This window comes from Micromonospora sp. CNZ303 (assembly GCF_004345505.1).
The window spans coordinates 46,778-59,608 of record NZ_SLVT01000027.1 but is presented as its reverse complement, the minus strand read 5'-3'; the positions used below and the strand labels follow the sequence as shown (position 1 = coordinate 59,608).

Annotated in this window: 6 protein-coding genes (1 of these 6 running past the window's edge); 2 read left to right on the top strand and 4 right to left on the bottom strand. The window is 74.7% G+C overall.

The window, feature by feature from the left end:
* Positions 1–880: 880 nt before the first annotated feature.
* The 3 genes from EV374_RS33045 to EV374_RS29725 are packed head-to-tail and all read right to left on the bottom strand — an operon-like array spanning position 881 to position 3,552.
* Entirely contained in the window at positions 881–1,630 is a 750-nt protein-coding gene (locus EV374_RS33045) for a hypothetical protein (RefSeq protein WP_207914658.1), read from the bottom strand.
* Between the two features lie 57 nt (positions 1,631–1,687).
* Complete coding sequence (locus tag EV374_RS29730) at positions 1,688–3,121, bottom strand: PrsW family intramembrane metalloprotease (protein WP_132240474.1); 1,434 nt, start codon at positions 3,119–3,121, stop codon at positions 1,688–1,690.
* Positions 3,118–3,552 carry a hypothetical protein gene (locus EV374_RS29725; RefSeq protein WP_132240473.1) on the bottom strand — a complete coding sequence of 145 codons (435 nt, stop codon included), beginning with the start codon at positions 3,550–3,552 and terminating at the stop codon, positions 3,118–3,120. The genes EV374_RS29730 and EV374_RS29725 overlap by 4 nt, the downstream gene beginning before the upstream one ends.
* A gap of 184 nt (positions 3,553–3,736) precedes the next feature.
* Between EV374_RS29725 and EV374_RS33040 the strand changes: the two genes are divergently transcribed.
* On the top strand, positions 3,737–4,495 hold the full coding sequence (locus EV374_RS33040) for a hypothetical protein (protein ID WP_207914656.1): 759 nt from the start codon (positions 3,737–3,739) through the stop codon (positions 4,493–4,495).
* The gene (locus tag EV374_RS29715; RefSeq protein WP_132240472.1) at positions 4,488–4,889 is read left to right on the top strand and encodes a hypothetical protein; all 402 of its coding nucleotides are present in this window, start codon (positions 4,488–4,490) and stop codon (positions 4,887–4,889) included. The genes EV374_RS33040 and EV374_RS29715 overlap by 8 nt, the downstream gene beginning before the upstream one ends.
* A gap of 157 nt (positions 4,890–5,046) precedes the next feature.
* Here EV374_RS29715 and EV374_RS29710 read toward each other — a convergent pair whose 3' ends face one another.
* Positions 5,047–12,831 carry the 3' portion of a type I polyketide synthase gene (locus EV374_RS29710; protein WP_132240471.1) on the bottom strand. It continues 22,050 nt past the right edge of the window, so 7,785 of the gene's 29,835 nt are visible here — the last part of the coding sequence; the start codon falls outside the window, past its right edge; it ends in the stop codon at positions 5,047–5,049.

Below are 12,831 nucleotides of genomic sequence, written 5' to 3'. Positions count from 1 at the left end.
CTCTTCGGGCCGGAAAGAAACAGGCGACCCAATACCGTCCACAGACGCCACAAGCCGCGAAGATCTAAGCCCATTCAGCCGACCACGAATTGCCAGACAAAAAGCGTTTCAGCCCCCACCAGGTCTTACGCGCCGGACGAAAGGTAATTGTCGCCGGACTGCGGTCACAACCCCTAGCCTGCCCCTACGGGTGCCCCTAGCCCGTGTTTCGTTAGGGACTGCCGGGCGGGGAGGTGGGCCCCGCGTGGCGGTGATCGATAAGAGCGGCACGCCGGCAGATCGGTTAGCCACCGAGGGAATCGACGACCGACCGGAGTCCTGACGCCAGGGTAGCGGCTACGCGGCCATGGCGCGCACGACGCCCGGTGGGCGAGGCTGCGGCTCGTCCCGCCTGCGGGTGTCGGGCGGAGGGCGTCCGCCATATCGGACGAAACGGCAGATCGCCGACGGGGTCCGGTGGGCCGCCCCGCCGTCGTCCGGCTCGCCGACCACCTCGATGCCGGCCATGCGACGGTCCGGACCGGGCCCCGGGCGGGATGCCGCCCGAGGTGTACGCGCCGTGGCGGACCTCGTACCGCTGGTTCGGCGCCGGTGTGGCGTGGCCACCGGGTCACGGGCTGGCCCGCGGCCCGGGACGGTCGACCGCCGGGACACGCCCCACCTGCGAGCCGGGCCGCGCGGATCCCGCGCAGGGCGGCCAGAGCGCCCACCGGAATGCCGGGAGATCAGCGGTGGGCGACTGCCCCGCTGGAACCGCCGTCGACCACCGCCCGCGACGCCGCGAAATGGGCCGTCACGTGTGCCGCGAAGCGACCGGCGCTGTCGTCATCACCGGGCCGACGGCTCCGAGCCTTGACAGTGGAATCGTCACGGAAATCCGCTAATACTGCATCACGCAATAGACGACAGTCGGGTGCGTGAACCGGTACCAGCGGTTCCATCGGTAGTCCCGCGTGCAGTTTCTGTCGTTGGTCGCCCCCGGGACGATGTCGACGATGTGCACCGTGCCCTTCGCCTTGCACTTCGACGCGCCGACGATCCAGCCATTGCCCTTTGGAAATTTGTAGCAGTAGTTGCGCACCAGATGGCGCTCGAGACACAGGCGGTAGCCGTCCTCCCCGATGTACGCGGACTTGGGATCGGCGCACGCGCCCTGGTCGTAGTCCACCGACACCACCCGATAGGTGCCCCGCGTGCCGTTGCAATTGCCGACACCCCGGAAGTCGCCGTCCTCGCTGACGACGATGCACTGCCCGATCTTCGCGGGCGGCGGTGGTGGGGCCGCCTCGGTCGTGGGCGGCGCCGCAGGCGGAGAGTACGTCTCCCGCGTGGACGGTGGTGGGGGTGTCGTCGGCGACAGCACAGGAGCGGTTTCGTCCGCGACGGCCGTCGGTCGGCGGTCGTCGCCCCTGTTGGTGACGACCAGCGCACCGGCCGCGACCACGCAGGTCCCGAGCAGGCACAGCGCCAGCACCCCGGCGATGACACCGATGATGAGAGGTCCGTTGTTCTTCGGCGGCGCGGGCGGTGGCAGCGGTGGCGGTGGCGGTGGCGGTGGCGGTGCGCTACCGGGTCCCGGTGGAGCAACACCCTGGTCGTCAGGACCGCCGGACGTCGGAGGCAGCGTCACCCGGGCAGTGTGGCACAGCTCCACTGGGGACGGCCAGATTCCCTGCCCGGGCCGGAGTTACCGCTGGTTGGCGGCCGGCGGGACCGGAGGGCGTTCGGTCTTCAGATCGTGAATCCGCCGCCGCAGCGTGTCTTCGGTCCCCGGCGGCGGTGGGTCGCCCCGGTGGCGGCGCCATCTGACGAATGCCAGGTCCAGTTGCGCGGAGTGCAGACGCTTCATCCGCGTGTAGGCCGGACGGTCACCACGCAGGAGCGCCTGTAGCCGCATCCGGAGACGCAGCGACGGATTCACCAGTACGGGCACCTCGGCCCGGGTGATCGCGCCGCGCGGGTCGGACGCCTCACCCCGGAGCTGCCGATGCAGCGACCTGGTTTCCTGACGCAGGGCGATGACGACGAGAAACAGCAGGATGGCGAACGCCGGCCCCTTGAGAACGATGAGGTTCAGCGGCTGCACAACGAACAACTGGAGCGTGGAATTGTCGGACTCCCAGTACAGGCGGCCCATTGCAAAGACGTCCCAGATCAGGTGGGCCGCGATGGCGACGACGAAGCCGCTGCCAACGCAGACTGCCCGCCGTCGCCAGTCGCGGAACTGCATGGCGAGTCCGATGCCGGCGCCGATGATCCCCGTGTAGGTGGCATGGCTGACCAGGAGCCCGGTGACCTGCCGGTACCAGTGCTGGTAGAGCACGGTGCCGAAATCCCCGGTCATGTAGGACATGGACTCGGCGAACTGGAAGCCGATTCCGACGCAGGCGCCGATGACGATGCCACCGAGCATGCCGTCGACGCGCCGCCAGGCGAGCAGGACGACCACGAGGACCCCCGCGCCCTTGCCCAACTCCTCGGGGACCGCGGCGGCGGCCGCGTGACTGACGATCGACGCGGTGCCCGGCATGAGCTCCGCCGTGATGACGACGTGCAGGACGCCCTCGACCATCTGGGCGAAGTAGGCGGCGACGAACAGGCCCCAGGCGAAGGCGGCCACGACCAGTCGCCACGGTGGCTTGCGGTTGCGCTGCATCCGGCGGAACGTCCACAGCGCGAAGAGGGTCGTCGGGATGCTCAGCAGCGCGCCCCGCCAGGCGATTCCCACCTGTAGGAGGGTGAGAAGCAGGATCAGCAGGGCCGGCGCGGCGAACGCCAGTGCACCGCCGACGGCCCAGGTCCTGAAGCGGCTACGCGGCGAGCCACCCGTGGCGGAGGTCGTGGCGACGACGACGGCGGCGATGCAGGCGACGAAGAGCGAGACGCCGGCGGCCCCGAGGCTGACCATGCCGAGGACGCGTACCCCCGTGCCGTCGTCGCGGATGACGGCGACCAGCGACGCCACGGCGATCATCACCAGCAGCGCCTCACCGGTGGTGAGCGCGGCGCCGAGCCGGTCGAGCCGGTACGCAGCCGGCGCTGCCGGGTCCGCCACCACCGGGTCCGGTACCACCGGCCGGGGCGGCGGGGCACCGCTCGGCTGCGTGGTCGTCTCCGTCATCGCTCGATCTCCACGTGCACCCAGGCGAGCACCTCCTCCGCCCGGTCCCTCCGGACGGTGGCCAACACGAACTGGTAGGTCCCCGCGGGCACGGCGGAGGTGGCGCTCAACGGCACCGGCCTGGCCCGCAGGTCGTCGAGATCCGGCAGGTCCACGCTGTTGGTCCGGTGGCCGAAGGCGTCGTACCAGCTCGCCCGCGCGGGTCGCGTGGCTGCTGACCCGGCCGCACCCTCGTCGATGGTGGCGGCCGGAATCTGCCCCTGTCGGAATCTCTGCTGCGGTCGATCGACGATGCGCGCGGTCGCCAGGTCGTACGCGTGCAGCCGGATCGCCAAGGCTGGAGAACGTTGTGGGGTGCCCGGCCAGGACACGGCCAGGACGCCGGCCGAGGCGAGGACGACGATCACCGCGATCAGGCCGAGGACCGTCATCACGCGCACCGGAAGGTCGTCTTCCGTGGGCGCGGCCCCGTCTCCCGTGGGCGCGGCCCCGTCTGACACGGCTTCCTCCGTCCACGGTGGTGGGTTAACCTAGCCTAACCCGAAGCGACGGTCCCCCAGGTGCACGCGCTCGCGCCGTCACGTGGCTCGATTCCGACGTTCGGATGGGGAGGCCATGTCTGCGGCGGTGTCGGTCGAGGTGCTGGCCGAGGGCGTACCCATCGACTGTGGCGGGATGGCCGACAGCCTCGCCGGCTGCTACGGAGCGGTCCCCGCCGTCGGCATCGCCGCGGCTGCGGTGCTCGGTGCCGCCGCCCTCGCCGCTTACACGGCGTTCGCCGTGTTCTTCCCACAGGTGCTCAACGCCCTCATGGGAATACCGGCGACGACGGATCCGATGGGCCGCAGGTCGGACTGGGCCGATGCCCGCGCGCACCCGCAGTCGCCGATCCGGCCGCCGGACTCGCACCTCGCCGGCGGCGACCCGGTCTACCACCGCCCCGGCGCCACGGCGATCGGCTACGACGAGTCGACCCTACGGAACTTCGACGCCGTCGCACCCGAGCCCGGCCACCACGACGTCGTGGTGCATGGTGAGCGCAACGGGCTCTTCCGGCCGGGCGTCGTCGGGGCGGACGGCGCCGCCCATCCGTCGAACTACACCCACCCGGCGCAGATCGCCGAGGCGATCCGCGGCAATCCGCACTACGGCGGCGGCCCGGTGCGCCTGGTGTCCTGCCACTCGGGCACCGTGGCGCCCGACGCGGGGGTCGCGCCGCCGGCCCAGCAGGTCGCGGACGCGCTGGGGGTGACCGTCATGGCACCCACCGACGCGGTCGGTGTGAACCGGTATGGTCCAGCGGGGCAGGTTCCTCGGATCAGGAACGGCGGCCAGTGGGTGACCTTCTATCCCGGCGGGGGGACCGATGGGTAAGCCGGCGTTGCGGTTCGCCGGGATGTTCCGCGAGCTGGGACCCGTCGGCCTGGGCCTGGTCCAGGAGAGCATCTTCGACAACGTCTCCGCCGAGGAGCTGCCGGATGTCGACGAGGTCGTCCGCTACCTCAAGGGCGGCTACGTCCTCATCGACATGATGGACCTGGCCGACGACCCGTTCGACTCGACGCGACAGGTCATGAACGGGTCGACGATCCGCACCGACGGTGACTGGCTGTGGCGCGACGACCTGGCGTACCACGTCCACCGGCACCGGGTGGCCCTGCCCGACGAGTTCCTGGCGCTGATCCGCGAACGCCGCTACGCCGTGCCGCACCGGGACGAGGAACTGCTCCGCGAGAGCTCACTGGTGGCCGAGGAACTCGTGTTCTGACCACCACACCCTGGTCGAGGTCCGCGGCGTCAGCGCTGGCGCCCTGCTGAAACGCTCCGGCGCACCGTCCTCGCGGGCCGTGGCCGGGCGGGTGCGGCGCCCCGACCGACCAGCACGGGTCGGCGCGACCGCCGACGACGGTCGCGCCGACCCGTTCCTACAGCCCCGGCAGGCTGCCGCCGGGGCCGCCCAGCTCGCGGTGGATGAAATCGAAGATCTCGGCGTCGGTGGCGTCGTCGAGGGTGTGCGTGGCCGGCTTCTCCTCGACGGGACCACGTTCGTCGCCCCACCGGGCGACGAACGCCTGCAACTGCACCAGCAGCTTCTGCCGGGTCAGCCGGTCCGGTGCGTCGGCCGCGAAGACGCCGTCGAGCCGCTCCAGCTCGGCGAGCAGCGGGGCCGCCGCGGCGGCGCCGTCCTCGACGAGCTGGTCGCGCAGGTGCCGGGCGAGCGCCGCCGGCGTCGGGTAGTCGAACACCACGCCCGCTGGCAGCTGGACGCCGGTGGCGGCGCGGAGCCGGTTGCGCAGCTCCACGGCCGTCATCGAGTCGAAGCCGACCTCACGGAACGCCCGGTCGGGCTCCAGCCCCCCGCCCCCGGGGTGGCCGAGCACGGCCGCCGCCAGGTTGCCCACGAGTTCGACGAGGACGCCCTCCCGCTCGCCGGGGCTCAGCGGGCGCAGCCGCTCCCGCAGCGCGGTCGCCGCCTCGTCGTCCGCCGGCTGGCGGTCGTCGTCGGCGGGCATCGCCGCGCCCGCCTCGGGGACGCCGGTCAGCAGCGGGCACGGCCGCATCGACGCGAACGTCGGCACGAACCGGTCCCAGCGCACGTCGGCGACCACGAGTTCCGTCTCCGCGCGCAGCGCCTGCCCGAACGCCTCGACGGCCAGCTCCGGGGGCAGGCCCGGCAGGCCCCGCCGGCGCAGCTGCGCCAGCTCGGGCGACTCGGGGTCGTCGCTCCACGGGCCCCACGCCACGGCGGTCGCGGCCAGTCCGCCGTGCCGCCGGTTCGCCGCGAGCGCGTGCAGCAGCGCGTCGCCGGCGGACTGGCCGGCCCGGCCGCCCGCGCCCCACACCCCCGTGGTGGAGGTGCAGAGCACGAACGCGTCGAGCGGCCGGTGCGCCAGCTCGTCGGCGTACCTCGGGACGTCGCCGACGGTCGCGGCCAGGTCGGCGGCCAGGCCGGCGAGGGTCAGCTCGGCCAGCGGCACCGACCCGGTCTCCGCCGGCACGTGCACGAGCGCCGTCACCGGCCGGCTCTCGGTGGCGAGCTGCTCCATCAGGTCACCGAGCTTGCCCGTCGCCGGCTCCGCCAGCGGGAGCACCTCCGCGCCCTGGCGGCCCAGCCAGTCCGTGGTGTGCCGGGCGAGCGCCCCGGCCCCGCCGGTGAGCAGGACGGTGCCGTTCGGCCGGTACCCGCCGCCCGTCGCCGGCCGCCCGGTGTCGCGGACCAGGCGTCGGGCGTGCACGCCGGCCTCCCGGACGGCGAGCTGGTCCTCCCCGTCGACGTTGACCAGGGCTGCGGCCAGGGCCGCGTACGCCGCCTCGGCCGGGCCCGCCGGCAGGTCGACGACTCCGCCGACGTGCCGGGGGTGCTCCAGCGCGGCGACGAGGCCGAGGCCCCACGTGGTGGCCTGCGTCGGGTGCGCGACCGGTTCGTCGTCCACGGCGACGGCGCCGGTGGTGGCCAGCCACAGCGGCACGGGCGGGCCGGAACGGCGGGTGTGCGCCTGCACGAGCAGCAGGTTCGCCGCCAGGCCGGTCGGCAGCGCGGTCTGCTCCGGGTGCGGCGCCTCGTCCAGCGCCAGCAGGGAGAGCAGCGCCGTCGGCTGGTGCGCGGCGGCGAGCCGGTCGAGGTCGGCGGCCAGGCCGTCGCGGGTGGCCGTGGCCGGGTCGACGGTCAGCAGGTGCACCGTGGCGGCGCCGGCCGTGAGGGCGGCGAGCACCCGGTCGGTGACCTGGTGCGGCGGGGCCACCACCAGCCACGTGCCGGGGTCGGCGCCGGTCAGCGCCCGGCGCTCCCAGGTGACCCGGTACCGCCAGCCGGCCAGGGTGCCGTCGAGGTGCTGGCGGCGCCGCCACGACTCGAGTTCCGGCAGCAGCTCGCGCATCGGCTGGTCCGGGTCGAGGCCGAGGCGGCTGAGGTCGCCGTCGGTGACGGCCCGCCAGAACGCGTCGTCGACCGGGTCGGCGGCCGGCGTCGGCGCCGCGTCGAGGGTCGGCCAGTAGCGCTGCGGCCGGAACGCGTACGTGGGCAGCTCGGGCAGCCGGCGGGGATCCGGACGGGGGCCGGCCAGCACGGCGAGCACCGCCGCCCAGTCGACGTCCCGACCGGTGCCGTCCACGACGGCCAGCGCGGCGAGCAGGGCGGCCGGCTCGTCGACGCCGGCGCGCAGCGCCGCCACGGCCGTCCCGTCGTCGTCGCCGGGCAGCAGGCCGGCGGTCATCGCGGTCAGCACCGCCTGCGGGCCGAGCTCCAGGAAGGTGTCGACGCCCGCGTCGCGTAGCGCGGTGATCCCGTCGGCGTACCGGACGGCCTCCCGGACGTGGCGCACCCAGTAGTCGGGCGTACGGATCTCGTCGGGCTCGGCGAGCCGTCCGGTCAGGTTCGACACGATCGGCAGCAGCGGCGCGGCGAACGTCAGCCCGTCGAGGACGGCGCGGAACTCGGCCAGCATCGGCTCCATCAACGGGCTGTGGAAGGCGTGGCTGACCCGCAGCCGGCGGGTGCGTACGCCGCGCTCCCGCCAGGTCCGCTCCAGCCCGTCGAGGGCGTCGAGGGCCCCGGCGAGCACCACGGCGGTGGGACCGTTGACGGCGGCGACGCCGACCCGGTCGGTCAGCCCGGCGAGGGACTCGACCACGGCCGCCTCGTCGGCGGCGACGGCGAGCATCCCGCCCCCGGCGGGCAGGGCCTGCATGAGCCGGCCCCGGGCGGCCACCAGCGTGGCGGCGTCGGCGAGGGACAGCACCCCGGCGACGTGCGCGGCGGTGATCTCGCCGATGGAGTGCCCGGCGACATGCCCGGGCACCACCCCGAACGACTCGACCAGCCGGAACAGGGCCACCTCCAGCGCGAAGAGCCCCGCCTGGGTGAACACCGTCTCGTCGAGCAGCGCGGCCTCGACGCTGCCCTCGGCCGCGAACAGCACCGGCTTCAGCGGCTGCGGCAGCTGGTGGTCCAGCGCCGCGCAGACCTCGTCGAGGGCCGCCGCGAAGACACCGAACGTGTCGTACAGCTGCCGGCCGGCGCCGGGGCGCTGGGCGCCCTGGCCGGAGAACTGGACGGCGAGACCACCACCGCGCCGTCGGGCGGTGACCAGGGCGGGGTGGTCCTCGCCGCCGGCCAGCGCCCGCAGCGCGGCCAGCCGGGTCTCCCGGTCGGCGGCGACCACGGTGGCCCGCCGGCCGAGGTGGGCCCGGCCGTCGGCCAGCGCCCAGGCGACCAGGTCGGCGGGGTCGTCGTCCGTCGCCACCCGGTCGGCCAGCCGGCCGGCCTGCTCGCGCAGCGCGGGCAGGTCGGCGGCGGAGACCGGCCACGGCAGGGCCACGGCGCGGTGGTCGCGTCGCGCGTCGCCGTGCCCGACGGTCGCCTCGGGCCCTTCCCCGTCGGCGGCGACCGGTTCCGGCCGCTGCGGGGCCTCTTCGATGATCACGTGCGCGTTGGTGCCGCTGATCCCGAACGAGGAGACGCCGGCCCGGCGCGGCCCGTCCGTGGTGGTCCACGGTCGTGCCTCGGTGAGCAGCGCCAGCGTGCCGGAGGACCAGTCGACGTGCGGGGTCGGCGCGTCGACGTGCAGGGTCGCCGGCAGCACCCCGTGTTGCAGGGCCAGCACCATCTTGATCAGGCTGGCGGCGCCCGCCGCCGCCTGGGTGTGACCGATGTTCGACTTCACCGACCCGAGCCACAGCGGCCGCTCGGCGGAGCGGTCCCTGCCGTACGTCGCCAGCAGCGCCTGCGCCTCGATCGGGTCGCCGAGGGTGGTGCCGGTGCCGTGCGCCTCGACGACGTCCACGTCGCCCGGGGTGAGGCCGGCGTTGTCCAGCGCGTGCCGGATGACCCGCTGCTGCGCGGGCCCGTTCGGCGCGGTGAGGCCGTTGCTCGCGCCGTCCTGGTTGACGGCGCTGCCCCGTACGACGGCGAGGATCCGGTTGCCGTCGCGCTGGGCGTCGGAAAGCCGCTGGAGCAGCAGGACGCCGACGCCCTCGCCCCAGCCGGTGCCGTCGGCGGCCTCGGCGAACGCCTTGACCCGCCCGTCGGCGGCGAGGCCGCGCTGCCGGGAGAACTCCAGGAACGCGCCCGGGGTCGACATCACCGTCACGCCGCCGGCGAGGGCGAGGTCGCACTCGCCGCTGCGCAGGGCCTGCGCGGCCAGGTGCAGCGCCACCAGCGACGACGAGCAGGCCGTGTCGACGGTGACCGCCGGGCCGTGCAGCCCGAACGAGTAGGCCAGGCGGCCGGAGACCACCGACGCGCCGTTGCCGGTCGCCTGGTAGCCCTCCACCTGCGAGCGGGCGCCCAGCAGCAGCGTGGCGTAGTCCTGCCCGTTGGTGCCCATGAAGACGCCGGTGGCGGAGCCGCGCACCCGGTGCGGGTCGATGCCGGCGCGTTCGAAGACCTCCCAGGTGGTGTGCAGCAGCAGCCGCTGCTGCGGGTCCATGGCGAGGGCCTCGCGCGGGTTGATCCCGAAGAACGCGGCGTCGAAGCCGGCCACGTCCCGCAGGAAGCCGCCGCTGCGCGTGTAGCTGGTGCCGACCCGCTCCGGGTCGCTGTCGAACAGGGCGTCGAGGTCCCAGCCCCGGTCGGTGGGCATCGGCGTCACGGCGTCCACGCCGTCGGCCAGCAGCCGCCACAGTTCCTGCGGCGAGGACACCCCGCCGGGGAAGCGGCAGGCCATGGAGACGATCGCGATCGGCTCGTCCGCCGGCGGCCGGGCCGAGGCCACGCCGCCGGTGGCCGGTCCGCCGTCCGCGCCGATGACGATTTCGGTACGCAGGAAGCGGGCCAGTTCCGCCGCCGACGGGTGGTCGAAGACCACTGTCGACGGCAGGGTCAGGCCGGTGACCCGGCCCAGCCGGTCGCGCAGCTGCACGGCGGCGAGGGAGTCGAAGCCCAGCTCCCGGAACGCCCGGCCGGCCGGCACCTGGTCGGTGGTGGGGTGGCCGAGGACGGCCGCCGCCTCCGCGCGGACGAGGTCGACGAGCAGCGCCTCCTGGCCGGTCGCCGGCAGCGTGGCGAGCCTGGCCCGCAGCCCGTCGGTGGCGGCGGCGCTCTCCGGCCGCTCCGGCTCCTCGGCGACGACGGGGGCGACCCGGTCGAAGAGGTGGCTCGGCCGCGCGGCGGTGAACGCCGTGACGAACCGGGACCAGTCGACGTCCACGATCACCGGGGCCGCCTCGGGGGCGTTCACCCAGCGGCCGAGCGCCGCGACGGCGGCGTCGGGCGCGAGCGGGCTGAACCCGCGGCGGCGCAGGCCGTCGGCCGTCTCGCCGGAGGCCATGCCGTCCTCCGCCCACGGGCCGTAGGCCAGGGCGGTGGCGGGCAGGCCGGCCGCCCGGCGGGCGGCGACGAGCGCGTCGAGCAGGGCGTTGCCGGCCGCGTAGCCGGCCTGCCCGCCGCCGCCCCAGACGCCGGCGACGGAGGAGAAGACCACGAACGCGTCGAGGTCCCGGCCCCGGCAGGCGGCGTCGAGGTTGACGGCGCCGAGCACCTTGCCGGCCAGGGTCTCCGACAGCTCGCCGTCGGTCACCTCGTACGCCCCGGTGGTGCCGCCGGACGCCCCGGCGGTGTGCACGACGGCGGTCAGCCCGGGCAGGTCCGCCACGAGCGCGTCGACCGCGGCCCGGTCGGTGACGTCACACGCCACCACCCGCACCGCGCCCAACTCGGCCACCAGCTCGGCCGCGCCCGGCGCCGCCGGACCCCGCCGCGAGGCCAGCACCACCTCACCGGCCCCGTTGGCCAGCAACCAGCGGGCCACGTGCCGACCCAGCGCACCCGTACCGCCGGTGACCAGCACCGTCCCGGCGGGGCGCCAACCCGACCCGGCGGGCGGCGCGGCCGGCACCAGCCGCCGGCCGAAGAGGCCGTTGCGGCGGACGGCCACCTGGTCCAGGGTGCCGTCGGCGAGGACCGCGACGAGCCCGGCGCGGGCGCCGCGGTCGGCGCGGTCGGGCAGGTCGACCAGGCCGCCCCAGCGGTCCGGCTGTTCGAGGGCGACGACCCGGCCCAGGCCCCAGGCCAGGGCCGCCCAGATGTCGCCGACCCGCTCCCCGGCCGTGACCGGCATCGCGGTACGGCTGAGCGCCCACACCCGTCCCGGCAGGCCGGTGTCGGTGAGCGCCCGGGTGAGGGTGAGCAGGGCGGCCGCGCCGGCGGGCACCGCCGGGATGTGCGCCAGGGGCCGGTCCTGCCGGGGCAGCACGCAGAGCACCCCGGCCCAGCCGTCCCCGCTGATCCGGCTCAGCCGCAGGCCCAGTTCGGCGCGGGCGAGGGTGGACGACACGGTGAGCGTGTCCACCCGGGCGCCCGCCTGGGTGAGGGTCTTCGCGACGCCCGCGTCGGCGCCGCTGTCGACGGTGACGACCAGCCACCGCCCGGACAACCGGGTCGCCGGGGCCGGCCGCACCGGCTCCCACCCGACCCGGTACGACCACCCGTCGAGAGCGGTGTCCCGCGACCGGTGCTGCCGCCAGCGCGCCAGGAGCGGCAGGGCCGGGCCGAGCGCGTCCAGGTCCTCGGTGTCGTCGCCGAGTTCGGCGGCGAGGGCGGCCAGGTCGCCACGCTCGACGGCGGCCCAGAACTCGATGTCGCCGCCCTCCGGGGCGGCCTGCTTCGTCGGCGTGCCCTCCGGCCAGTAGCGCTGGTGCTGGAAGGCGTACGTGGGCAGGTCCACCCGGCGCGCGCCGGTGTCGGCGAACCACGACTGCCAGGTCACCGGCATCCCGTGCACGTGCAGCTCCGCCAAGGCGTGCAGCAGCGCGTGCGCCTCCGGACGGTCCCGGCGCTGCACGGCCACGGCCAGCACACCGTCGTCGGCGGGCAGCACGTCGGCGGCCATCGCGGTCAGCACACTCTGCGGCCCGACCTCCAGGAACGTGTCCACACCGGCGGCCCGCAGCCCGGTGATCCCGTCGGCGAAGCGGACGGCCTCGCGGACGTGCCGCACCCAGTAGTCAGCCGTACGGATCTCGTCGCCGGCCAGGGCACCGGTCACGTTTGACACGACCGGCAGCAACGGCGCGGCAAACGTCAACCCGTCCAGGACCGCCCGGAACTCGGCCAGCATCGGCTCCATCAACGGGCTGTGGAACGCATGGCTCACCGCCAGCCGACGCGTACGCGCACCCCGCTCCCGCCAGACCCGCTCCACCTCGTCCAGGACCTCGACGGCACCCGACACCACCACGGCGGTAGGGCCGTTGACCGCGGCGATGCCCACCCGGTCGCCCAGGCCCGCGAGAGACTCCACCACCGCGGCCTCGTTGGCGGCCACGGCCAGCATCCCGCCACCGGTGGGCAGCGCCTGCATCAACCGACCCCGCGCGGCCACGAGAGCGCACGCGTCGACCAGGGACAACACCCCCGCGACATGCGCGGCGGTCACCTCGCCGATCGAATGCCCAGCGAGCATGTCGGGCACGATCCCCAACGACTCGACGAGGCGGAACAGCGCCACCTCGACCGCGAACAGACCGGCCTGCGTGAACACCGTTTGGTCCAGCAACTCCGCCTCGGCGGAACCCGCCGACGCGAACAGCACCTCCCGCAGCGGACGCGGCAGCAGCGGATCGAGCTGCGCACACACCTCGTCCAACGCGGCCGCGAACACCGGGAACTTCGCCGACAACTCCCGACCCATGCCGGCGCGCTGCGCACCCTGGCCGGAGAAGAGCAGCGCGAGCTGGCCGCGTACGGCGGTGGAGCCGGTCACGACGGCCCC

What these genes read in the sequence shown, in the direction of transcription:
- EV374_RS33040 (WP_207914656.1), top strand. Translation starts at nt 3,737, where the DNA reads ATGTCTGCGGCGGTGTCGGTCGAGGTGCTGGCCGAGGGCGTACCCATC.
- EV374_RS29715 (WP_132240472.1), top strand. Translation starts at nt 4,488, where the DNA reads ATGGGTAAGCCGGCGTTGCGGTTCGCCGGGATGTTCCGCGAGCTGGGA.
- EV374_RS29725 (WP_132240473.1), bottom strand. Translation starts at nt 3,552, where the DNA reads ATGACGGTCCTCGGCCTGATCGCGGTGATCGTCGTCCTCGCCTCGGCC.
- EV374_RS29730 (WP_132240474.1), bottom strand. Translation starts at nt 3,121, where the DNA reads ATGACGGAGACGACCACGCAGCCGAGCGGTGCCCCGCCGCCCCGGCCG.